Raw genomic sequence first — 22,474 nt, forward strand, 5'->3', positions numbered from 1 at the left:
AACGTCCATCGAGATTCTTACTAAATGAAAGCTTCCTATAAGATCTTAGTAAATTTTTTGGCAGTAATAACTGGCTTGGCGATTGCAATTGCTTTTCTAGTCAGCAGTATTTTAAGCCGCGTGCCTGATGTTTCAAAAAGAAGTCCTTCAGGGGACTATCGTATCGAGTCGGTTCCTGCAAGCTCTCTATTTACCCCTAGAGATGCTGTTTACTTGCGATTCACTGACCTAAGGGATCCCGATAGGATTTATAGAACACCGCTTTTCTCTGATATCTCCTTGGATATGCAAACGGAAGAGGGACACAGTACGGTAGGTATTATTTTTATACAGTTTAATAAGGAAAGTAGGCATTTCACTTTGGCACTACCCAACCCTAGAGAGCACTGGCTGGATTTTGTTGTCAGTAATACGCCTTATAAGGTTTTAGAAAACTGATGGCGGAGTTTACGGATAGGGTAGATGTTGCTCGTATCTTGGGTGGCGCTTGGAATCACGCCAAAACACTGCCCGAAACGGGCACCAAAATAGCGCTTGCTTTTAAGCAGTCTGGACGTGGATGTTACCCAGTTAGACTTAACGGTAAGGGGCGCGCGGCAGGGAAGTTTGGTTATTTCAATTCCGGTTCAGTGAATTTCAGCCAATTGGGCGGTGGGGAGCTGGACGAGCAATACGGTGCGGCGCTTATGGGGCGGAATAATGGTTTCTAAGAAAATAAGAATTTTATTGATTTTATTAATTGCCGTCGTTGGCGTGTGTGTAGCTTCTATAAATAATCTTAAACACCGTCAAGCCAGTAGCTTTGTAGTGAGTGAGACGGGGGAATATCTTATTGAAAGTGTGTCGGCTAGGGGGTTGCTTGTGCCATTTAAAGATTTAGCATATCTACGTATAACGGACAAGAGAGATTCGAATGCAGTGTTCCGTTCCCCATTATATTCGAGTGACTCGCTCGATATGAGCAGTCATGAGGACGACATGATCCTTGGTATTGTGTGGCTTGATTTTTATAAGCAGAACCAGCGGTTCGTTATCAGGTTTCCCGAATGGGAATCGCATTGGTTGAATTTTTTTATTAGCAACACCTCATATGACGTGGTCGGGGAGTAGTGGAGCAGTGAAACGTTTGGATGGAATAAACTCAGCTCATTATTTTTTCTCCATATTTCCTTTGGCGAAAGCGTTCGTTTTGATAGCTAATGCTTGGGTCAAATTAGGGGTTTTTCCGCTGGTGAACAGTTTTATTTTATACCCCACGGCCCGGATAAATCGCTTATGGGACTTTTCTACAGCGAAGCCACATCCTATTTTGCAAGGAGTTCTGGATCAGCGTGCGGTGTTGAAAGTATGATTGCCAGAATAGCGCGAGGCTTGCTAATACATTTTTTTGCCTGCGTGATTTATGCCATTGCTAATTACTACGGGGTTTCTCTCTACAAAGTAATCTTTGGTGGCTTGACCTCTCGGGGTGCTTCCATTGGGATTGCCATGTACATGGTATTTTATCTATTTATTTTAGTGAATCTGATAATCGCTGTCATTCCAAAGACGCTTTTTAAGTGGTCCATTGTTGTTTTCATGGTTGTGTTAATATTGGTCTATCTGCTGCCACTTTACCCTGTTAGAGCGGTAGCTTATAGCATTTTGACGGGGGCGCTTACTGCTCTGGCAATAGTGGTGGCTGGAAAATTCGAAAGGTGCTGGCTCACTCGGGACTTCAAATAAAATTCTTTCTCCATGGGCCTGCTCTCAGTAGCGTAAGTGCACATAAAACGAATGAATACCCAGGCAGCCAGATATGTTCTTTGACCATCACTACCAAAGTCGCTTGCTGCACTACGCCAGTTTGGTCGTCGCTTCGCCGAGCGTAGTCGGGCATTTTCGCCTTTTGGGGCAGGCCGGACGAAATTCGGATGTGGAGGGTTGCTCGACGGCTTCGCATTTGTGACCGGCCGACTGCGTCAGAGGCTTTATGAAAGGGGCATTTGTATTCTGAAGTCCTAAACTAAAACCGCTTAACTAGTGATTGGTTGGCATATTGGTTCATTTTGCAGTTTTGTTCAAGGTGTGTGTAATGGTTAAGGATGTCTGGCGAAGGTTGTTGGTGCGGGGAGGGTCAATCGTGGCATTGTTGGCAGTCGTGGTTTACTACTGTGTAAAAACGATGCTGGGTTGTGCTGCAGATGTTTCTATTCTGAGCCCTTCAGGACGCTATGAAATTCAGAATGTTCCGGTTGGAAAGGTTTTGATGTTTGGTGGAATGGCTTATCTAAAGATTATAGATAAGGAAAGCCCAGAAGCTGTCTATCGTTCTCCTCTTTATGAAGTGCAATCTTTGGATATGCGCGCTTTTGAGAGTGAAAATAACGTCAGTATTTATTGGATCAGCTTTGATCGCGGGAAAAAGGCATTCACTATTTCAATGCCGGAATGGAAAGAAAATTTGTTCAATGTGTTTATTAGCAACACACCATATGCACATTTGGAAAATAACTGATGCTTTCTCCTGATGACACGTTCTTTGGATTGGCAGTTGCTCAGATAGCGATACCTTATCCGGGGCCAGTTAGCGTTCATGCTATTTATTTAGAAGACAGTCCTTCGACTGTAGAGGCTGCACTTATAGCCAAGTTTAAAAATATAAAGCTTAATAATAACGACGGTATATCCCCTGTATGAATAGAAAACCCTAAACAACAGGGAGATTCTGTGTTTTACAGTGATGAGTACAGTGAGTAATAATATGGAACTCTATTATCCACTGTAGATTTTTGTTATAAAAGCGAATGGATTTTACGTGGCCAGCGCTCTGCGCCTACGAACACGAATTCCCATCTGACAATCGAAGGGCTCGTCTGTGATTACTAGAAACGCATTATTTGCTGTGGTTTTTATGTTCGCCGCTTCCGCGTGGGCTGATAAAAATAGGGTTGTTTGTGACCCAGATAGTGATTTTTGTTCTATTCAAGTTGAAAAAAATTATTGTAGCGGTGGTGAGATAGCTACATCGAGATGGAACATGTTAAGTGGGGAGTATGTGCTAAGCTGCGAGTGTGACTGCACTGCACAAGAAAACCGCTTTTGGATAATAAGTTCAAGTGAAGATGTGAAGTCCATTGACGCGAGCAAGGTACTAAGTTCGATAGACTTAAGAAAAAATAAGCAAGGTATACCTGATATTTTCGGTGTGGTTCCTTTTTGCAGGGCAGTGAACTTAAATTCGAATGTGCTTGTTTTTCTTGAAAAGCTACCAAGTAAAGCACCCACTGACGCACCTTATTGCTATTCACTGATGAAGCAAGATTTGGCAGAGGCGTGTGTAACTGAAAAATGTTTGGAGAAGAAGATAATTGTCACGGAGTTTGGAAAAAAATACAAGCGGCAGTTTTTACTTGAATTCAAAAATGCTACGTCCCGACTGTATAAAGAAAAAGTGAGGTTTGCCGATTTCCCGAAGAGAGCCTTCGTAGAGTTTTACTTGAATAAGTATGGTTATTCAACCGATGATCAGCAACTGCTTAATGATGTAGCCTATTTTTGGGAGCAGGCTAACTTCAATAGCGATGCAATATGGTTGCTTGAGACTGTCATTGAAAATAATCCTGAAAGAGTGGTCGCTTATCTAAACCTTGCAGATGCGTATTGGTCCGAAGGCCACAAGCAAGCAGCGCAAAAAAACTATAATTCTTATATTGGTATTATGACTAAACAGGGTAAGCAACAAAAGATCCCTAGTCGAGTAACGGCGCGTAATAACCCGAATTAACGGTGTTTTAAAATCCAGCTCTGAGGATCTAGTGTAACTGTAGCTCCCAAGCTGGGTGAGGCTCACAGCCTAGGGGCAAGGCAGCGCCATGGTTGCTGGCGTTCATCAGGGTATCAAGGATTTAAACTGAGCCTGGAGAACCGCACAGACCGTGTGCCTCGACGCGACTACTTCAAGTTGTTGACCCTAACGATAAAATGCGAGAGGCTAATAGTACATGGCAGAAAAAAATAGACAGGCGTCGCCGCACGCAAATAATCTTAGTGACGGAGAGCAGTGCTCCTGCAAGTTTGAATAGCCTTGCTTTGATAAAACCGACGAGGACCTAGTAAATGCCATACGAAAATGATGCTGAATTCGTTCAACTCCACTATAAAAATGAACAATACCCGAGAGAAAATTCATTAAGCACAGGGCATGGTTTTTACTGCTTTTTTGAACTCTACTCTAACTCATCAAAACTAGAAGAAAAGAGATGGCTACCCGCACTAGATTTTGTGCCTCAGCATGCGGGCTGTGAGGGACTGAGTGTTCTTATCAGCAAAAAAGTAAACAATCTTTTAATTTGTGGAGGCGAGTGTCACGGGTATGGAGGAGATGGATTCATATCAGTAGTTGATAGCAATACCGAATCGTTGCTGTGGCTGGTTGTTTTCAGTGAGACAAACCCATTTTCTGAAATTGAGTTCATAAACCAAAATATAGAAGCCATCTCCACTTGCGAGACTAAAGTCATATTACCTCTGTTTAGACCAGACCGAGCAATAATTGAATGGTCCTGAGCTTGTCGTATTATTTAATACATCATCACACGAAATCTTAAAGTTCATTTGAAGGCGCTCTTAATCAACGGGACAAATATAGATATATTTTTATGAGGGTTTAGAGAGCTCGGGCTAACTAATTATTACCGGGGTGCCCCCAAATGCTTGGCAAGCGCCTCATGAACTACACATTCCAGACCAGCCATTGACGTTCGATGCTGTGCTCCCGACTCTTTTTAGGAGCCAGTACCTCATAATGCGACCCGACGCCAAAGTCGAAAAAGTCTACCTCTATCCCAAACTCATCGACTTCCGAAAGTCCATCGACGGCCTTGCTGTGCTGGTCGAATTGGACATAAAGATCGCTGTGTTCGACCCCGTGCTTTTTGTTATTCTGAATCGCCTTCGTAACCAGGTAAGCATCTTGTACTGGGTGCGCAACGGCTTCTGCCTTTGTCTCAAGCGCATGGAGTCTGCGTTTCAACATCTCCCGATTATACGGACGACGCCATCGTGCTGACGGTCCGGGAACTGCACTGGTTACTGGGTGGATTTTATCTCTGGCGCAGCCGTCCTCATCAGGTTTTAACACCAAGATTCGTCGCCTTTATAATCCAAGCATGATTTCCATGCACGAAGATCTTCATGATGACCTTGCATTGCTCAAGCAACTGCTTGCGCAATTATTGATTGAGCACACGGTTGATAAGGGTCATATCGTCGATCACAAAGAACAGATCAAGTTACTGCGCGACCTTCTGTTCGGACGCAAGTCCGAGCAGACATCGACAACAACGCTGCCGAACGAGCAATCAGACCGTTTGCCATTGGACGAAAAGCGTGGCTGTTCAGCGATACGCCCAAAGGCGCCACCTCCAGCGCCCAGATCACAGCCTGGTCTAGGCCGCCAAACTGAGCTGCCAAGAGCCTTATAAGGGGCTGCGCCACGTACTTGAGCTTTGCCACATCCTGCATCGGTAGAAGATTACGAAGCCCTGCTGCTGTGGAACTGCTCTCTGGAGATGCTTCGCTAAACCAGATCCTCTTTTTTTGCTAGGTGGGGTTCGCAGCACGGATACAGTACTTCGATGCGGAAACGGGCTTACATTACAACCGGCATCGCTATTACAATCCGGGCACTGCGCGGTTCTTGATCCCGAATACGACCAAACTGGCGGGTGGGTTGAACAGCTGTCAGTATGTGACTCATCCTAGTTGAGAACGTATTGGAATCCGAAAAAAATTTTGCAAATGACAGGTTGGAGCGACCTAGAAGATGAGTGACAATGATCTTTTATTATTGATTTCCGACTTCTTAGCTGAAGTAAAATTCTCGTTAGAACTATGTGAAAGAAAATTCGGCTCAAGATCACTGCATCAATTATGGAAAGATAATAAAATCCACCAAAGAGGAGAAATATCTGAGGGAGTTAGCTATCAACTACATGGTTATGGCTGCATGTTCGAATTCCCAGATCACTGCGTGGATTTCGATTTCGGTCCAGAAGAAAGAGCCGATGGCTTCGACGCGTGGCGACTTTATAATTACGCATGCGAATATCCAGAGAAATACCCAAATTACACAAACCTAGAATACGTCGAATTAGAGCTAAAAAAATATGAGCAGATGGATATATTAAGCAACATTAAAAACTCATATTCAAATTTGTATTTTTTTCAGAACCATCAACCGTAAAGGAACAACCAAAAAACACGTAAGGCGAAGAGATCCACTGCGATCAGTACGACCGCGTCAAGGTGCAGTTCAACTGGGACCGAGAAGGCTCGGCCGATGACAAGGCCAGTTGCTGGCTGCGGGTCACCTCCGCTTGGGCGGGGGCAATGTACGGCGGCATCGCCATTCCGCGCATCGGCATGGAAGTGCTGGTGACTTTTCTGGAGGGCGACCCCGATCAGCCCCTGATCACGGGCTGCCTATACCACAAGGAAAACGTTGTTCCGTACGAACCTGCCGGCGAACAAAAACCGCAGCACCTTCAAACCCCCAAATCCCCCGGTGGCGGTGGTTACAACGAACTGCGCATCGACGATAAAAAGGACAAGAAGCCAATCTTCCTGTATGCCCAGCGGGATTGGGATGAGAACGTCGACCACTACCAGAAGATCCGCGTCGGCAAATTGCGCCACGATACCGTCGAGCAGAACAGCTACAGCGAATTCAAGGCCGAAGAGCACCATACCGTTTACGCCGACGACAAAGTCTAGCAAGGGCTGACGATCACCTCTCCCTGTGTGCGAACCAGCACGTCAAGGTCGGCACCGGCCAGTTCATCAAGCGTTGCCGTTATGTGCTTACCGATAAGGGCTATGACAGCCAGATGTTGCGTCAGTAATGCGATCGCTACGGCATGCAGCCGGTGATCCCTCTCTGCAAGATGCACCGCAAGCCTCGACCTGGCCTGGCTCGGCTGTTTGACGGTACTCAGTACAGAAAACGCAACGTTATTGAGCGGCTGTTCATCTGGCTTAAGGAAAAACGTTGGATGTTTACGCGTTACGACAAACTGGCCAGCAGCTTTAAAGCCATGGTCACACTGGCCTGCATCGAAAGATGCTTGCGGGCTGACTTTTCAGACAACCCCTAATAAGATGGATAAATCAGAATTCATTGCTTCCTATGCAGAACGCTTTGAAAAAATACTACAGCAGTCATCAAGGCTGTCGGGGAGGCTACTATGAAAATCGAGCGTACGATTCTGACGTTCATGTGTTTGTCAATGTCTACCGGGCTAAGTGCGGATTTTTCCTTATCATCCAACGCCGATGATTCGATCTTAACAGCGCGTGTGGATGGTCATGAGTATAAGTACCCGAACATTATTGGTGACCAAGACGGTCTCTGGACGACGGACGGGCTGATCAGTAACGCGCCCGCGCTCTACGTTTTGGGTAGCGATAGCTATTACTACACTTTAAAAGCGCATGCAGGGGAGGGGGCGTACATCGACTGTGCATATGCGGAAGCCAGAAACTCCACTAATGGGGCCGGAGTGCTCGCAGGTATGTGCGGCCTCAATGGCAAAATTGTCGAGGACTTCCAGGAAACAGCTCAACATTACTCGAATGAATGGCAAGGATCTGTCTACGGATTCGACACGTGGCCAATGATCAGCAATAAAACCAGCGGAGACTTTCTTCTAGGAAAAATCGGCAAGATTGAGGTGTATGACCGATATGCTTCCATGGATGCTCTCTCGGATGCAAAGCCCGAGAAATACATTAAAGCGTCGTCGGGCTGTTATTACTTCAAACAGAAGCTGGCCTTCCTTGTATTTAACAAAGCTCAGCCGGATAAGCCTGTATATCTAGATGTAATACGCTCAAGAGACCCGTTTTTATTGAGTCGGCTAACGGAGGAAAAGCTGCAAAAAATGGCGGTCAATAAATGCCGTAAATTTAGATAAAGTCTGGTTCCGGGCGCACGCGAGCAAGCGCTACCGATAGGCGATTTTCAATGAAGCCTAAAAACTCCTGAAGGAATGCCGGGCGTGATTTCTGAAGGACTTTTCCTACGCTGCGCTATTTGTGCGAAGCACTGTTACATCTCCGGCTTTTGTGATTTCGGCCGGATTCGATCAACTTTTATTTCTGCATGAAGAGAGACACACCATGAAAAACATCATCCGCATCGGGTGATACACACAGTGGAGGCGGCCAGGTGCTTTCGGGTTCCGGGGTCATGAAATTCGGCGGCATCGGGGTGGCACGGCTTAACGATCCGGTTTTTTGCCGCGGCCTGGACATGGGCCCGACGTTCGTTGCCGAAGGGCACGCGGCGTTCAAGGACAACGGTATCCCGGTTGCCATTCGCGGCAATCGCTGCGCATGCGGATGCCTGTTAATTTCGTCCATGCCGCAAGCAAATGCACGGTAGTCATGCCGGTCAGACTGGATCAAGTGCCTCCGGTTGCGCAGCGCCCCGGCCGCCTCAGGTGTGGCTGTGTATTGGCGCACTCGCCCTGCAGGCGATGGCAGGCCTGGCCGCGCAGGTGCTGCTGATCCCGGTACCGGAGGATGGCGGGCCAATCATCCTGGGGCCGGTGGTTTTTTTGCCTGCCATTCTTTGGGCTGCCTTTGCCGGATTGAGATCGATGGCCTTCGCCGGCCAACAGCGTTCGGCCGACTGCTGGGATGAGGTGAGGGAAAAGGACCTGGACCAGCGGATCCGTTGTGGACGCCGTTCAGCGGCGAGATCATGTGGCCGACGAAATACCGCGGATACGGTAACGTCGCCACCCTCGATATCGCCGAGATCGACAACCTGCTGCGCTTTCAGGGTCAGTACTTCGATGCGGAAACGTGCTTACACTACAACCGCCATCGCTATTACAATCCGGGCACTGGACGGTTTTTGACCCCGGACCCGATCAAGCTGGCGGGTGGTTTGAACAACTACCAGTATTTACCCAACCCTACGGGGTGGGTGGATCCGTTGGGGTTGAATAGTGATTGTCCGAGTACAAAACCTAAAGGAGATGCCGGAAGCCCTACAGAAAAAGCAAAAGCCAATGAAGGCGAACCGGCAGCACCTGCTTCCATATCAAGTGTAGAACGTAGAACTCATGTCCGGCATTATAGTAATAGAAAAGGTTCAACAGGTATCGAAAATGATGGTTTGATTCATGCTCAGGATAACAATCGCGTCTACGTTGAGCTTACCAGTAAGAAACCATTAAGCTAACTTGACGCTGAGGAGAAATACCAAATTGGTAGAGGCCGTGGCAGAGATTATATTGAAACTGATGTACCTATTTTTCAACTAGAATGGGTGAAAAACCCTAGATATGGGAAGTATGAGTTTACGATAAAAGGAAACTTAAAGCTTAAAGCTTAAAGCTTAAAGCTTAAAGCTTAAAGCTTAAAGCTTAAAGCTTAAAGCTTAAAACTTGAAATCGTAACTTTCACTCGGAGAAAACAATGTTAGAAAGCAATAAGGAAATAGTACTTACAGGAGAGGATGCCCTGCAAATACTTGCAGATATCGAGCTTGTCTTGATCTCGTTGCATAAAATGGGAAGTTATTACAGTGATAAACCAGTTGAAGAATATCAAAAAGCTACAACAGACTTTATCGATAAAGAAAAAGTAACTCAACGACTTGCCCAAGCTAGAACAATTCTCAGCAGAAACTTTGACTCCACACGCGGCGCGGATGATATGGATGACATTGAGCGCCATTTGGAAAATCTTAATTTTTGGAAACCATGAACTAATTGTTTGTTGCTCGAAGGCTACGACTTGGTGAGTCAGTAGGAGCTAATCATCTTGCGCTGATCAATTTGGGCGACGACGTTACCCTGATGGCAGCCAACTGCTCACCGAGATCGAAAACGGGCGCGGCGAGCACTATCTCCTCGACTACTACAGCAACGGCCTGATCCAGCGAGAAACCGGCTTCGACGGTCGCAGTACCGCTTACGAGTACGACCTCAACGGCCAGTTACTGAAGGAAAGCGAATTCGGCGACGACGGCAGTGAACTGGTCACTGAGTAGCAACGCGACGCCGCAGGCCGATTGCTGGTCAAAACCCTGGCCGATGGCGAGGAAATTCACTACAGCTATGACGCCCTTGGCCGTCTGGTTAACGTCGACTGGCCGCTCGCTTACGAATACGACCTGCAGGATCGCCTGATCACCGAGCATCAGAGCTGGAGCACCGCACGCTACGAATAAGACAAACCAGTACGGGACTAACCCGAGGGGGGGAAGTGGAGAACCATGCGGTAGGCCTGATAAGAGCCAATCAAACCAATCTCGCAAGACGGATTACGAGAATTTTCCTCGTCCCTAGGCGCTCCAGAGGAAGGATATCTGGAGCGCGGAGTTAATGGTGGCCATCCTGCTGAAAATGAAGCATTTTCCGGAAGGGTAACACCCGTGGAAAATTGATGGCATAGTAAGTCTGACGATCACGATCATGGAGGACATTCGGGAGATAGTCCCTATACTTCGGATTCATGATCACTGATATCGCCAAACAATTTGCGGAAGAGGCCGGGCTTATTAGGAGGGTCAAGATTGGCGCACCTAAGAAGTTGACACGTGGTCATGGCAGTATTCGAAAAATCGTATTGGGAGGGAGCACGACGTTCTCTTGGATAATTCTGTAGCGGCAATAAAAGGTGTTTAAACGGTGGATACATTAGACTTTTTAAAGCAGAACCTTCACCTCTCAAACGACGAAATAAAGTCGGCCCGGTCATTAACAAACTTAACGGAAGAAATTTTCAATTTCAAAAACGACTACATTATACGAAAATCCAGTAATACGTATAAAAAAGAGCTTGCTATCATAAAAGAAATTGCAGGCGCAACGTCATCGGAAACGCGAGGATTTGAAGATCTTATAAAAGCGCTTTCAGGTATGGTTGCTGACTCGGTAGTGTCAATGCGCTTCATTGAAAGCACCCATTGGGACGGTCGAGTTTTTTATGATGAAAAAAATACATGCATGGGTGTGGCAATTGGAAAAAAGAAACAAAACTGGCACACGCCCCCAAACTGGGACGGTTCAGAGGAAATGCTGCGAACCTACAACACTAAAAAAGACAGCTAAAACTGATCCAATACAAAAATTTACCAACAGATTTACAGCCGAGTCTTGATGGTTTTTTTTGAGTGCATGTACACTTGGATATCCCGTAAAAAATTGGTTCAACCAGCATGACGAATATACGGGTTCTGAACAGCTTCAGCCTCAATACCTAAAACAAAATACGGCCCCATAGTTACTTATGACATGCCTAAGAACTCATTGATTAAAGCGGCGAGATTATGTGGTCTGCCAAATACCGTGCCTACGGCAACCTCGTCACCCTCGACATCAGCGAGATTGACGCCCGACCCTATCAAGCTCGCGGGCGAGTTGAGCAGTTACCAGTACGTGCATAACCCGACTGTGTGGGATCCGTTGGGGCTGGGCTCGACTTGTGCAAGGCAAGCATGCTAAATGCCTCCGTCCATAGATGACCCCGTCACCAAATCTGACACAAGCACTCCTTGGCTATCCTCCGAGTGGACTTGGAAGTCTTGACCTTCATCCCATGGATTAAATGCCAGGATCAGCAGTTCGTGAAATATTGCCAGCGAAGCAGCGCGGTAACAAACCACTTCACCTTGGCAAGCTCAATCAGGGGCACTCTGGAAATGAGGCAGCAGGACCGAGATCTTCACTGGTGGTATCGTGCGAGAGAACAGGGCGCATATAAAAAGCCGCTAGAATGGATTTGACAACAGACAACAAAGGCCACAGGAAATGAACTTCCACGAATTTGAAGAGCTTGTAAATGAAAAAAAGCTGACAAACCCAGTATGGTTTGGGTTGGATCCAGACAGCCTTGCAAACGAACAAAGTATAACGTGCGCTCAAAAGGAGCTAAATGCAACGCTGCCTACTGAATACGTCCAGTTTGTGACGCTATATGGTGGCGGATATTTTGCATTTGGCATCGTCTACTCGTTAGATAAAGACAGCAGTTTTAATATTCTAGAAATAAATAGGGTTGCGTCAAAACGAAGAGAAAACCATATCATATTTTCTGAGAGTGGCGTTGGTGACTATTACGGATTTAAAGTCAAAGAAAACCAATGTTTGCCAAGCGTTTATTTTTTCGACCATGAAACTGAAAGCTGGCAAAAAACAAAATATGAAAACATGCTGACTTATCTTGTCGAGATCGCGCTATCCAACTAGATACAAAACAAAATCCGTATCAAGAGGGCAAGGGGCAAATTTTTTAATTGTAAAAGAAGCCTCCACTTCTTTACAATCTACGTTTTAAAAGTATAGATTTATAGCGTGTTCAGCATGCAACGTCATAAAAATGTTGTTAACTGATTTGAAAATGGGAGAACCTCAATGAAATACAAATTTGAAATTGCGCTGGAAAACTCGGAAGTACCAGATTTTTTTAAAGGCATCGGGCACTATTTTTCACCTGACCCTGACTGGGGAGAGCATTTACACATCAGAAATTGGCGAGATCTTTGCGAGTATTTGAAGTCATACAATGATGCTAATGAAATACTGGCAAATTCTTTTATAAAGTATTTAGACTCACTAAGACAATCGTATACCGATGCTGAATCACTGGCGTACAACATAAGCGGCTATTACTCCATGCGCAAAGACTACCCATTCATGTCAGAGGGTGGATGTGATCTAATAAAAACATTAGCTTCTGAAAAAATCATCATAGGAGCGCTTTTTAGGCTGCTACGACGTGATTATCTCTCTCATAATATTGGGAGGCCTGTTATAACCTTGGAAACTTTATTAGATAGAATTCGTCACGACGGATGTACGCTAGACTTAGAAAAATTATAACCATCATCAGCAAAAAAATCCCACTGGAGTCGCCGAGCATGTGCTCCCAAATAGAATGAAAAGTACAGCTATCAAAATGCATAGTCGACCGCTTGGTGCAAATTGACCTGCCCGGCAGTACGCATGCACGCGTTCACCCTCAGCACCTGCGGCAAAGTCACCGCCGAACCTGATGAGCGGGGTTGCATCGCCCGCTACGAAATGTCTGCCTGCTACTCAGCGAAATCGAAAGCGAGCGTTGCAAGCGATATCGCGTCGACTTTCACAGCAATGGTCTGATCGAGCAGGATGCCGCCTGGGATGGCCGCGAACTTTTCATAGTATGCTTGAGTCACACCGCGGGCCGCCTGCTATGGCCGATGGTACGCGATCCATTACTGCTACGACGCCTCTGCCGTCTGGTCAGCGTCTACGACCGCCATTGGCCGCTCGTCTCTAGGAATAGATTTAAAAGTTAGAAAGGTGATCGCGAAAATTGAGACAGGTCCAGACCACCTGCACAAGCGTAAAAATGGTCAGTGAGGAAATCAATTCAATTGATGATAATGAGTTCGGAGGGCATGCAGGATGAGTATATTTCAACGCCGCACACTATACATACATTTGACGTTGTTGATGTTTTTCGGCGTACCTGATGCTTATTCGTGTGAAGCGGATAAAGATGCTCCGTATCCGCCGCTTATAGTGGACGGTGGACTGCTGGTATTTGAATCAACTCCAGTGCTTGAGGATGAGGGAAAACCAAACCCTGAAATGGGGTTAGGTATTAGCTTCTTGGACTGCAATAGCAGCATGAAGAAATTTGTAGCCAGGCTCCCGTACGTTGCTGACCCCGGTAAAGTTAAAGATGCTTTCGTTGGAAACAGGGGTGATGATCACGAGGATGTATTTGTCATTCATAGCGCTCCCATTCGGGCTTTTACCGGAGTCAGCTATGGAAGCGAATATTTTAGTGTCATCGCTTTTCATAAAGTCGCAGGTGGTTACGCATTAGACAGTAGGATAACGGCATTTTTTGGAAGCGGCGCGGATGTAGTGTTGCGCGGTGAGGATTCCGATAAACCTCTTTATACATACCCCTACAAAAGTCGAAGTGATGTAGTTGCTAAACTGGCATCAGAAAAGTATCTTAAATGGTTGCAAGGTAGGCCCGTCAAGCTGGAGGTAATCAGGAAGACATATCTCTACTCCTCCATGGCCATAGCTTATAAAACAAAAATGTATCTAATAAAAGGAGACAGGGTAGGTCAGGAAGCCGTATCGGCGGGATGGAACTATATAGTTTATAAAAACGCAAAAGGGAAAGAGATAAAAGGGTGGGTGTTGTGCGAAGATGTAGATGGATGTTGAATTGAAATTCCGAAACGCTGTCTTCGGGGTGGTCAAGCGCTTGAACTTCATAGGAGAGCTAGCGCATAATTTCGTTTCCTCTCAACAGCCTGATCAGGTATTGACGCTGCGATCGTTGGCTTGATTCGGTGTAATCTTGAGCAATAATTCCGGGACTGACAACCTTCCTGAACATCTTCAACTGCTCAGGTAAATTGATGGATCAGGCGTTGGCGAATGCGCCGCCTGAGAACCAATGACTTTTTTGTTTTCCGAGTAAATAAGGATTTTTTATGAAGACTAATTCGGCTTTCCGATTTTTCGCGGTGATTTCTGTACTGAGTGTCTTCGCCATGAGCGCTAATGCGGCTGGCAGTGGGCAAGCTTTATGCCCCTCGCAGGATATTTTCAAGTTCGTGGACGTCTTTACAGAAGACGTAGCTATTCAAAAGCAGTTCACGAATTATCCTCTCACAAAACGGGTGACAGTAGATGCTGAACCAGAGCCTGAGCAGGAGACTCAGCGGGTTGCCAAGGAGAAAGTATTCTTTCCAGTCGTCCCTGAAAGAAACGTGCGTAAAGAGCGTGGCCTAACGCTTGAGGTCATTGAGAATGACCAACAAAAAGCCACGGTAAAGCTGGAAAAGCCTGATACGGATTATCAAGTTCTTTATATATTTGAATTGAGCAGTTGCTGGTTTCTAGACGAAGTCCAAGACTATTCACTTTGACGCTTGGTTGAAGAGGAATTTATATGTCTTTTGTTGAAGCCATGCTTCTGGCTTTGCCGCCGTTGAATGGTATAACGCCCCACATCACGGGATTTATGCGGAGCAAGGCGCCACTGGTTCTCATAGGGTACTGACTTCTATTATGTAGGAGGTCAACTGGATGAGTTAAACGCTAGAAATATCAGATTATCTGATAGGGCGGGTTTCTTTTAACTCTCAGGCCGAGAGGGCATCAAATATCGATGCCTGTTTCAGACCTTCCTTAAATGTAGGATTGAACCTTTAATAGTTAGCGTTATATGGTAAAGGCGGAGCTTGGGTGATGAAAGAAATTGTGATCGCTTTTTTGGTGTTATGGCCCTTCGCGGTACATGCGGAAACCAGGACTTTTAAACTTAAACCTGATTTTAATGGCGCTTCCCAGGTCGAGTTTACCACTGAAAGTGCCAGCGGGTACGATGTGTTGAAGGGGACGCTTACAAACAGTGCTGGCCAAAATTATAGTGTTCCTGACGTTTGTGAACCTGAAGGCGGTGTGGCTGAGATAAGTGATGCTTACGTAGTTGATGGTAAGGCTCGCTACTTTCTGTTCACATGCTTTTGGTCAGTTTCTCACGCAGGCATTGGTTTGAAGGGGACACAGTATGAGACATATATATATACTGGGAGTTCTTTGGGTTCGCTCAATAAAGAATTGGCCTTAGTTCAGTTTTTTTCGGATTACGAAGGAGGCCTTGAGGGCGGTGAGTATAGCTATGCGTGGTATGTTGCGCGCAATATTGTTGGCAAAAAACTGCTTGAACTGGAAGCAGGAAAAACAGCAGACTCGCTTAAATTGGCCCATGCGATCGTTATGGCTAGATTAAAGAACGATGATTACAAAGCCGTTAGGGCGTATTTAAATCATGAAAGAGTAAAACAGTTATCTAAGGATTCACCGATCGTTGATTCAAATGTTACTGTCTATAACGATTTGGGGTTTGCCTTGGGCGAATCCGGGGATTTTGAGCTCGCTTATATGATTTTAAGTGAGGTGGAAAGCGTTTCACCTCACAGGGTAGTATTGAAACTAAACATAGCAGATGTTTTGTGGGGGACTGATAAGGTCAAAGCAATTAGTTACTATAAAGACTATGCTGCGTTGATGAGAGAGGCTGGAAAAGAGAGACTAATACCTAAAAGGGTGTTGGAACGGGCGCCGTAACCGCTGCGTATTTAATGCGATATGGCTGCGGGGGTGGATCAGGACAAATTGGAGAGTTTGATGCATCCGGCGTTGATTAATACGTTGCCTGGTAAGTTTAAATCGAAGTTTTTTTGTATTTTCCAAATGATCAAGTTTGCAATGAAAGGCAACGAACGAATGAAAAGTTATGGTTTTAAATTTTTAATCCTGTTCATTCTAGGGACGAGCCCAGACGCTTTTGCTGTGGAATGCCCGACACATGACTTTGTCGAGTTTATCAAAGAGTTCTCTACGAACCCGGAAGTACAGAGGGCCTTCACCGCCTCCCCGGTGGTCCAGCAGACTGTTGATCAGAGAGGATCAGCTTATCGTATGGTGACGAGATCGTTGGAAACACTTGATGCCTTAAACCTTTTACCACCGGCATTCGAAAACGCTCAAAAGCCAAACCTGAACGTGACGGTTCAATTGCCGAATCAAGTTTATATACGTGACAACAAAGGCAAGTTTTTGAAGATACTCACCTTCAATCATAGAGATTGCTGGATGTTGTATCACATTGAAAACTGGTCACTCGAAAAAGTGCTCGATGCTCAAGACCCGAGCGGTAAGCTTTCGTTGGCAGCAAGAGCCTTTAAGCGTGGGGAACTGTTTAATCAGTTGGCCATGGAAACCCAGTCTGAGTCATCAGCTCAACTCTACCTATCGGCATTCGACAGCTATCTGGACGGTGCAGAGCAAGGTTCTGCAGAGGCCGCATTTGCTGCGGCGGCAATCAGCTTGTCTGGCCAGGCACCCCGTCTCGAAAACACGAAGATTCTTGGGCTGCTTATCGATGCTTCCAAGAGTGTTCCTGAGGCAGGTTTGGCATTGGCCGACTTCTACTGTAATGAGGGGGAGAGCGAGGAGACGCGAGCGTGTTTGAACCCCGAGAAATCGCTGGATGCTCTTCTAACTGCGGCACGTTCAGGTGCTCCTTCAGCGCTGATCCAGTTGGGAAGCACCTATGAAGTCGGCGCCATTGTCCCGAACGATCTACCTAGAGCGATGGCCTGTTATGAGGAAGCCGAAAAAGGAGGGCACGAAGCCGCGTCCTCAAATGTGGAACGGCTTCGCAATCAGGGTATTACCGTGGATAACGACACTCACTGTTTTTAAAGCAGGACGTTTCTGATGAGCATTGGATTACTCGACCCGCGCGCCAATTACCCTCACTCCGGTTATGAGTACGGTTATGGGAGCGTTGGTAACAGCGATGCCGATGTTGACGGTGGCAAAGAGAGTGTGGGATTTTTGTAATGCGGCAAAGCCCGCTGTTCAGGGCAGCTTCAAGCTGGGTAAAGCGGCTTTGCCTTGTTCGGTCAGCACTGGTTCCAATTGCTCCCAAGTGAAGGACAAGTCGTTGTCGCAGCCGTCTCCTGTGGGACGGGTTGAGAGTTGCAGGCCTTGAGTGTTGAAGCTCAGGTGAAAGGTTGAATAGCTGGTGATCGCCGGGCAGCCTTCATCGGTGTCGGTTTGCTTGGCCAGCCAGACACTGAATGTGGCCGGTAACTCCACATGGCCGGAGTAAGCGTCGTACCACTCCTGGCGTCCGCCGAGCCATGTCCACGGGTCAACGCTTTCGCCGGTTTGCAGGTTCCAGGAATGCAGGCCCCAACTGATGCCGCTGGCCCCGTAGCCCGCCGCCCAGCGGTAGAACTTGACGGTGATGAATTTCGATGACCAATACACCGGCCTAACGTCGATGTCGCTGGTATACGCTGAGCCATTTCTACCCAGGTATTCACGGCGCTCCTCGAAGTAGTAGTCCTGATCCTCGTCGTTGGCAGCCAGGGCGGCGAGTTGCTGGTTAATCTTCTGAATCGCCGGGCCGTCACCTTCTAACTTGATTGTGACCTGAGCGCCTTGGGTCTTGAGTAGATACGAGTGGTTTTCGAAGCTTTTCTTCTCGGCCTTGATCGGCAGAGGCGCGGCTTCCATAGGCGAGTTGTAAGCATCGCTGCCGCAGCCGTCCGCGCTGATGCGCTGCAAGCTGAGTGGCAGTGGCTTGCCGCCCTTGGTTTTACTCCAACCGCCTGAGAGCGTATCACCCTGAGGTTTTTGCAATGCCCAGAAACCGGTGTTGCCTTCTTCCACCCACGGCGCGTTTTTGCTGGCTTGGGTCAGTTGAATCGGCTTGAGGATACGTTGGTAGTAGTAACTGCCATGCTCGCCATCGGCGCGGTTGAAACAGGCGGTGACAGTGGATTTACCCAGCGTGCCCTGCCAGACGCCCGCAAGGTCAGCGGCGAAGGCAAGAAAGGGCGTGGCGGCGAGGGTAATAACAGCGAGGGCCTTGAGCACGGGTATCTGACTTCCGGTTGTCTGATAAAGGCCGCTAGTGTAATGGGAAGTGTGCTGGGATTCCAACGAGCGAGGCGTTGTGAGGCGGCTCGCCCGGCTAAACGAAAAGGGTGGCGACTGCGCGTGGGTTAGCAGATCAGGAATCAAGTCTTAGGGTAGCGTCGCCAAGCTGGAAATCACCGAGATCGACACCCCGCTGCGCTTTCAGGGCAGTACTTCGATGCGGAAACGAGGCTGCATTAAAACCGGCACCCTACTACAATCCCACCAGCGCACGGTATTTGACGCCTGACCCGATCTAGCTGGCAGGGGGGAATGGGTATCGGTATGTGCCTTACCCTACGGGGTGGTTGGATCCGTTAGGGTTGGCGGTTATTAAAGGTAATTGCCCTGGTAAAAACGAGACACTAGGTATTCAAAATACACCAGTCCAGCAAATGATAATATCCACTCTGAGTATTTTGAGTCGGCGAGAAACCAAGCGCTGAAGTGTCTAGACTTGAATGGGGCTTTAGCCGGAAAACCGACAATGGCAAAATGTGGTAGCACCGCAGGCACGCCAACAGGAATGCAAACTATAGATGGTAAAACCGGCTACCGCTTAGAGCATGACGAAAGGAGCGGTGCCCCTATAAATGTATGATCTGGAAAACAAAGGACCTACACTTTACATTTGAAGGCTCCATCAAAACTTTCTTAAAAATTACCCGGGTATTTATAAAATGAGTTATTTTGATGACGACCTACAGTATTTTTTTTCGCAGAACTCCATACAGCATTATAAGTTGGACAGAAAGCTACATGATTACTATACTAAGTCACTTAACCAGGCTATCCCATTCAACGGCTCAACGCCTGACTGGTCAAAATTTAAGAAACACCTGACCATGTCAGTAGGGGATATTAATATCGCAATCAATAATTTATCCTCCCTCATCAGTGACCTAAATAATAGCACAGCAATCGTTCTCGGGGATTCACTTCTTGACGAGGCTTATCTAGTGGATACCATTGAACTAGGACTTTATCTTGGCGCCTTGGCTGAAATCCCTCAGAATAGCTATGTATTCCCTGAAAATCTAGACTGGATAATTTGTATAACTAGTTACGGAGATATCCACTTCGGCCAAGCTCTAAACCTCAACTAAGACCTGGGTGGAAGTCCAACTAATTTGTCCTCACGCAGGCCGGCGATGCGCCGCACTTCTGTCGCTTTCGTATGGATGCACGCAGCGGCGATGCAACGTTAATCGGTATTAGCGATGCCTACGACAACCGCCTGACCATCCACCATGATCGTCATGGCCCACCGAGGGGCTTCATCGTATCTGGTGGATCCCACGTTTTTTAAGGCGCTCTGGATACAAATCCAAGCCGCCAAAATGAAATAGATGGTATTGCGAAAACGCTCTTGATTGCGGAAATCGCAAGCGCGCTGCTTGAGCATTTTGAATGCGTGCGTCCATGCTCTCGGCATGTCCGTTATGCAAGTTGAACACGATGGCATTGGTCAGGCAGTAAATGGTCGAGCAGCCTTTTACCCCTGTGATGATTTCGTCCAGTTCAGCCGTCAGGTTTACCGCGTTGAATACCTGTTTGAGCAGTTCTTGCGGGCTGGTTTTAATTCGGCATTCTTGCAATACGAAGCGCAGCAGGTCGATCAGTACCGTGGCGTAGCGTTGCGGGTTTTTGTTGACGATGCGCAGGTTTTTTTTCAGGGTGTCGCCCCGTCCTGGATTCCAGCCGATGACGGCGTTGACCGGATAGCGCATTACTGATGGAGCGCTGCGATCTTCGCCGCCTCCACTGTCGATCAAGGCTGTACCACCCACGTGGTCATTCATACCTGGCGACCTGCATGACTCAATTCTCACCCGACCAATACCATAGCGTGTCGCCCAATTTCGAGCCGCTAATACCAGGCATGACTTCGCCTTGCTGAAAGTGACGTCTTGAATTGGCTTGTGCGGGGGTGAACCAGTAGCCTGTTTTGCTGCAGGGGTCGCCAGCGACAACGCGGTTGACTTGAGTGTCATTAGTATCTTGGTAATTTCTTGCGTACTCGACCAGATCTTTGGGGTAGACCATATGATCTATCTTGCTATCATCTATCCCATATAAAAAAGCGATTGCACCGGCTTCGATGGCCCAGTAGCCTACATAATTACCTTCTTCTCCCTGAAGGTGAGTGTCGTGCCAAGGGGCTTGCTTGAAAGCCGGGTACCACTGATCACAATATTTTTTTAGAAACGTAGACGCGCTTTCTTTGCTATCCGCATAAATCACTCGAATCAAATCAGAATAAACCTCATGAAACCACTGATCTACATCCTTCCTATTCGGAAGCAGTTTTACAAGAAGATCTTCATATAGAGTGTCGCCCCCGGCATAGCCAGCAACATCTATGAGACGTACAAATCGCTTAAGCAGGTCTGTACGATGTAGCAGAATACAAAGTCCTATGACCTGAACACATTCCTCATATTGATCAGGCCAGTCATCGATGGCTAACGGGGATATATCAGAAATCCCCTCAGATATTTCAAGCCTTGACTGCCTGCTTTCATATTTATCTATTAGATCTTCAAGCATGGGAGTTAAACATGCTATTTCCTCACCTGCGGTGTAAGCTGCCAACATCCTATCCAAAGAAAGTTCTTGAAAATATGCTGAACGCAGCGCAGCCTCTTCTTCAGGCGAGTCAGATTCAAATGTGTTGGTCTCAAAAAATTTGACGACCTCATCGTGCTCCCTTAAAAAATTTCTATAGTGATTTTCACTAAAAAACTTTTGTCTTTTTTTCACGTCAGTTATACCTCAATTTCTAACGAGCTCAACGCACCGTATTTTTTCGTCAACGATCTCTTACGCTTATTCACGAAACCTTTCACTTCATGATCAGAGTAATGAAACGCGCTATGATTTTGGTGGGCAGTCTCATCCAAACCATTAAGCTGCGCACTGGCATGTTTTTTAGGGCTCATACTAGTATGATACAAGGGAGCATAAAACAGATGGCGACTGTAGGAGCCGTTAATCTGAGCCATCAGGCTTCGTCCAGATACAGCTTTATCTATATTGATCCTAATCCACTCTCTACTCATCTGAACCATCAAAAGCCTTCTTCTTTTAGTGGATACCTCTTCATGCCTAGTGAAATTTCCACTTCTTTTTCCGCTGCTTACAGTCTTGCCATCACCGCTTATCACAGGAGTATCGACCTGCTCTAGCGGCTCGATTAACTCACTTGGATCAGCCAAGCCTGAGACACCCAGTTTGGACGCAACCCCCGGCTTACGCGAATTGTTCAACTTTCGCATAAACTTGGGCGCATCTTCATCTCGGCTTGCCTTGGCTTCAACAATCGCAAATTTCTTACCCCCATTGTTGGCAGGATCAGCTCGCCAAACGGCATCAATCCCCGGCCCATTCGCTCCATCAGTCAGCTTGTAAAGCACATGTTTTGCCTTGAGGCTCCCACCCGCCGATACCTGTTCCGTTAGCGCCGTCGTTTAACTTGTAAAGAATGTGCTTTCCCTTCGGACTGCAACCTTTAGAAAGCTTCCCTAACTTGCTCCCTCAAGCCCATTCCCATCCGCGCCTTTGTCGTGCCCGTCCCAGTCTTGGCCGCAGCCAAACTCCACGGTGCAGATGTTATCGGCAATGTGCTCGCCGCTGACGCCCAGGCTTTCGTTCAAAATACTTGAAGAGGCTTGAAGGCCGACTTTTGAGGCTCCAACCTGATTGGAATGGGTGCTGCTCGCGTTCTCCTTACCTTTTGAGGCAACGGCTGCGTTTTTGTTGGCGGGTTTTTCGGCTCTTTTCGGGTGGCTTGAACCCGAGGACGCTGCAGCGCTGTTGCGCTGCATCCCTTTCCATTCCCCCCGTCGCGTCTCAACGATGCCGACTATCGCTGGCATGTTGTCGCGGGAGGCGGCGAGGGCGGTGACCACGGAGGTTTTGGCCCAATTGGGCAAGCTCTGAAAGGTCGAGGAGCCTTTTACCCC

General features: G+C 47.1%; 26 protein-coding genes and 9 pseudogenes. 30 read left to right on the top strand and 5 right to left on the bottom strand.

Annotated elements, in window-relative coordinates:
• The first annotated feature begins 24 nt into the window (after positions 1 to 24).
• The 28 genes and pseudogenes from KDX30_RS15660 (at position 25) to KDX30_RS29505 (ending at position 17,423) form a co-directional block, all read left to right on the top strand.
• A complete protein-coding gene (locus KDX30_RS15660) occupies positions 25 to 438 on the top strand; it encodes a hypothetical protein (protein ID WP_231676824.1) in 414 nt (137 codons plus the stop codon).
• Entirely contained in the window at positions 438 to 710 is a 273-nt protein-coding gene (locus tag KDX30_RS15665) for a hypothetical protein (RefSeq protein WP_231676825.1), read from the top strand. Before KDX30_RS15660 ends, KDX30_RS15665 begins: the two co-directional genes overlap by 1 nt.
• Before the next feature lie 637 nt (positions 711 to 1,347).
• Positions 1,348 to 1,725, top strand: a complete 378-nt coding sequence (locus KDX30_RS15670) for a hypothetical protein (protein ID WP_319946088.1) — start codon at positions 1,348 to 1,350, stop codon at positions 1,723 to 1,725.
• A gap of 73 nt (positions 1,726 to 1,798) precedes the next feature.
• A pseudogene (locus KDX30_RS29795) lies at positions 1,799 to 1,971 on the top strand (type VI secretion system baseplate subunit TssF); the annotation flags it as partial.
• Positions 1,972 to 2,074: 103 nt separating this feature from the next.
• Positions 2,075 to 2,497, top strand: coding sequence for a hypothetical protein (locus tag KDX30_RS15675; protein ID WP_231676827.1), 423 nt, complete (start codon positions 2,075 to 2,077; stop codon positions 2,495 to 2,497).
• On the top strand, positions 2,497 to 2,679 hold the full coding sequence (locus KDX30_RS15680; RefSeq protein WP_231676828.1) for a hypothetical protein: 183 nt from the start codon (positions 2,497 to 2,499) through the stop codon (positions 2,677 to 2,679). Before KDX30_RS15675 ends, KDX30_RS15680 begins: the two co-directional genes overlap by 1 nt.
• A 178-nt stretch (positions 2,680 to 2,857) precedes the next feature.
• Positions 2,858 to 3,766 carry a tetratricopeptide repeat protein gene (locus KDX30_RS15685; protein WP_231676829.1) on the top strand — a complete coding sequence of 303 codons (909 nt, stop codon included), beginning with the start codon at positions 2,858 to 2,860 and terminating at the stop codon, positions 3,764 to 3,766.
• Positions 3,767 to 4,098: 332 nt separating this feature from the next.
• Positions 4,099 to 4,548, top strand: coding sequence for a hypothetical protein (locus KDX30_RS15690; protein ID WP_231676830.1), 450 nt, complete (start codon positions 4,099 to 4,101; stop codon positions 4,546 to 4,548).
• A 238-nt stretch (positions 4,549 to 4,786) separates the two neighbouring features.
• Positions 4,787 to 5,050, top strand: a complete 264-nt coding sequence (gene tnpB / locus KDX30_RS15695; RefSeq protein WP_231676831.1) for an IS66 family insertion sequence element accessory protein TnpB — start codon at positions 4,787 to 4,789, stop codon at positions 5,048 to 5,050.
• 264 nt (positions 5,051 to 5,314) lie between these two features.
• Positions 5,315 to 5,564, top strand: a pseudogene (locus KDX30_RS15700) (IS66 family transposase); the annotation flags it as partial.
• 44 nt (positions 5,565 to 5,608) lie between these two features.
• Positions 5,609 to 5,746, top strand: a pseudogene (locus KDX30_RS15705) (RHS repeat-associated core domain-containing protein); the annotation flags it as partial.
• Between the two features lie 60 nt (positions 5,747 to 5,806).
• Positions 5,807 to 6,226 (top strand): DUF6896 domain-containing protein, encoded by a 420-nt coding sequence (locus KDX30_RS15710; RefSeq protein ID WP_231676833.1) that lies wholly within the window; start codon positions 5,807 to 5,809, stop codon positions 6,224 to 6,226.
• A 62-nt stretch (positions 6,227 to 6,288) separates the two neighbouring features.
• Complete coding sequence (gene vgrG / locus KDX30_RS29800) at positions 6,289 to 6,756, top strand: type VI secretion system tip protein VgrG (protein WP_406643900.1); 468 nt, start codon at positions 6,289 to 6,291, stop codon at positions 6,754 to 6,756.
• 68 nt (positions 6,757 to 6,824) lie between these two features.
• A pseudogene (locus KDX30_RS29805) lies at positions 6,825 to 7,136 on the top strand (transposase); the annotation flags it as partial.
• 90 nt (positions 7,137 to 7,226) lie between these two features.
• On the top strand, positions 7,227 to 7,955 hold the full coding sequence (locus tag KDX30_RS15720) for a hypothetical protein (protein ID WP_231676834.1): 729 nt from the start codon (positions 7,227 to 7,229) through the stop codon (positions 7,953 to 7,955).
• Positions 7,956 to 8,209: 254 nt separating this feature from the next.
• Positions 8,210 to 8,425 carry a PAAR domain-containing protein gene (locus tag KDX30_RS15725; protein WP_231676835.1) on the top strand — a complete coding sequence of 72 codons (216 nt, stop codon included), beginning with the start codon at positions 8,210 to 8,212 and terminating at the stop codon, positions 8,423 to 8,425.
• 264 nt (positions 8,426 to 8,689) lie between these two features.
• A pseudogene (locus tag KDX30_RS29810) lies at positions 8,690 to 9,046 on the top strand (RHS repeat-associated core domain-containing protein); the annotation flags it as partial.
• A gap of 422 nt (positions 9,047 to 9,468) precedes the next feature.
• On the top strand, positions 9,469 to 9,759 hold the full coding sequence (locus KDX30_RS15735; protein WP_231676836.1) for a hypothetical protein: 291 nt from the start codon (positions 9,469 to 9,471) through the stop codon (positions 9,757 to 9,759).
• Positions 9,760 to 9,859: 100 nt separating this feature from the next.
• Positions 9,860 to 10,222 (top strand): annotated as a pseudogene (locus KDX30_RS15740) (hypothetical protein); the annotation flags it as partial.
• A 463-nt stretch (positions 10,223 to 10,685) separates the two neighbouring features.
• Positions 10,686 to 11,108 carry a hypothetical protein gene (locus KDX30_RS15745; protein ID WP_231676837.1) on the top strand — a complete coding sequence of 141 codons (423 nt, stop codon included), beginning with the start codon at positions 10,686 to 10,688 and terminating at the stop codon, positions 11,106 to 11,108.
• 206 nt (positions 11,109 to 11,314) lie between these two features.
• Positions 11,315 to 11,483, top strand: a pseudogene (locus KDX30_RS29815) (RHS repeat-associated core domain-containing protein); the annotation flags it as partial.
• Between the two features lie 324 nt (positions 11,484 to 11,807).
• Entirely contained in the window at positions 11,808 to 12,245 is a 438-nt protein-coding gene (locus tag KDX30_RS15750) for an SMI1/KNR4 family protein (RefSeq protein ID WP_231676838.1), read from the top strand.
• A gap of 165 nt (positions 12,246 to 12,410) precedes the next feature.
• Entirely contained in the window at positions 12,411 to 12,878 is a 468-nt protein-coding gene (locus KDX30_RS15755; RefSeq protein ID WP_231676839.1) for a hypothetical protein, read from the top strand.
• Positions 12,879 to 13,445: 567 nt separating this feature from the next.
• On the top strand, positions 13,446 to 14,228 hold the full coding sequence (locus KDX30_RS15760; protein WP_231676840.1) for a hypothetical protein: 783 nt from the start codon (positions 13,446 to 13,448) through the stop codon (positions 14,226 to 14,228).
• 272 nt (positions 14,229 to 14,500) lie between these two features.
• Positions 14,501 to 14,938, top strand: coding sequence for a hypothetical protein (locus KDX30_RS15765; protein ID WP_231676841.1), 438 nt, complete (start codon positions 14,501 to 14,503; stop codon positions 14,936 to 14,938).
• 322 nt (positions 14,939 to 15,260) lie between these two features.
• Entirely contained in the window at positions 15,261 to 16,142 is an 882-nt protein-coding gene (locus tag KDX30_RS15770; protein ID WP_231676842.1) for a tetratricopeptide repeat protein, read from the top strand.
• A gap of 60 nt (positions 16,143 to 16,202) precedes the next feature.
• Positions 16,203 to 17,282, top strand: coding sequence for an SEL1-like repeat protein (locus KDX30_RS15775; protein WP_231676843.1), 1,080 nt, complete (start codon positions 16,203 to 16,205; stop codon positions 17,280 to 17,282).
• Positions 17,283 to 17,297: 15 nt separating this feature from the next.
• Positions 17,298 to 17,423 carry a hypothetical protein gene (locus KDX30_RS29505; protein WP_263271214.1) on the top strand — a complete coding sequence of 42 codons (126 nt, stop codon included), beginning with the start codon at positions 17,298 to 17,300 and terminating at the stop codon, positions 17,421 to 17,423.
• An 18-nt stretch (positions 17,424 to 17,441) separates the two neighbouring features.
• Here the strand turns inward: KDX30_RS29505 and KDX30_RS15780 are convergent, their stop codons facing one another.
• Positions 17,442 to 18,467 (bottom strand): hypothetical protein, encoded by a 1,026-nt coding sequence (locus KDX30_RS15780; RefSeq protein WP_231676844.1) that lies wholly within the window; start codon positions 18,465 to 18,467, stop codon positions 17,442 to 17,444.
• A gap of 154 nt (positions 18,468 to 18,621) precedes the next feature.
• Here KDX30_RS15780 and KDX30_RS15785 point away from each other — a divergent pair.
• Both KDX30_RS15785 and KDX30_RS15790 read left to right on the top strand, forming a co-directional pair.
• Positions 18,622 to 18,892: pseudogene (locus tag KDX30_RS15785) on the top strand (RHS repeat-associated core domain-containing protein); the annotation flags it as partial.
• 297 nt (positions 18,893 to 19,189) lie between these two features.
• Positions 19,190 to 19,615: a hypothetical protein gene (locus KDX30_RS15790; protein ID WP_231676845.1), complete on the top strand. Its 426-nt coding sequence runs from the start codon at positions 19,190 to 19,192 to the stop codon at positions 19,613 to 19,615.
• A gap of 171 nt (positions 19,616 to 19,786) precedes the next feature.
• On the opposite strand, the gene KDX30_RS15795 is transcribed toward KDX30_RS15790, so the two are convergent.
• From KDX30_RS15795 to KDX30_RS15810, 4 genes and pseudogenes are all read right to left on the bottom strand, one after another.
• Entirely contained in the window at positions 19,787 to 20,311 is a 525-nt protein-coding gene (locus KDX30_RS15795; protein ID WP_231676846.1) for a hypothetical protein, read from the bottom strand.
• A gap of 19 nt (positions 20,312 to 20,330) precedes the next feature.
• Positions 20,331 to 21,272: a PoNe immunity protein domain-containing protein gene (locus tag KDX30_RS15800; protein ID WP_231676847.1), complete on the bottom strand. Its 942-nt coding sequence runs from the start codon at positions 21,270 to 21,272 to the stop codon at positions 20,331 to 20,333.
• Positions 21,273 to 21,277: 5 nt separating this feature from the next.
• A complete protein-coding gene (locus KDX30_RS15805; protein ID WP_231676848.1) occupies positions 21,278 to 21,925 on the bottom strand; it encodes a hypothetical protein in 648 nt (215 codons plus the stop codon).
• A gap of 108 nt (positions 21,926 to 22,033) precedes the next feature.
• Positions 22,034 to 22,474 (bottom strand): annotated as a pseudogene (locus KDX30_RS15810) (hypothetical protein); the annotation flags it as partial.

This window comes from Pseudomonas quasicaspiana, from assembly GCF_021147825.1.
GTDB classification, from domain to species: Bacteria; Pseudomonadota; Gammaproteobacteria; order Pseudomonadales; family Pseudomonadaceae; genus Aquipseudomonas; species Aquipseudomonas quasicaspiana.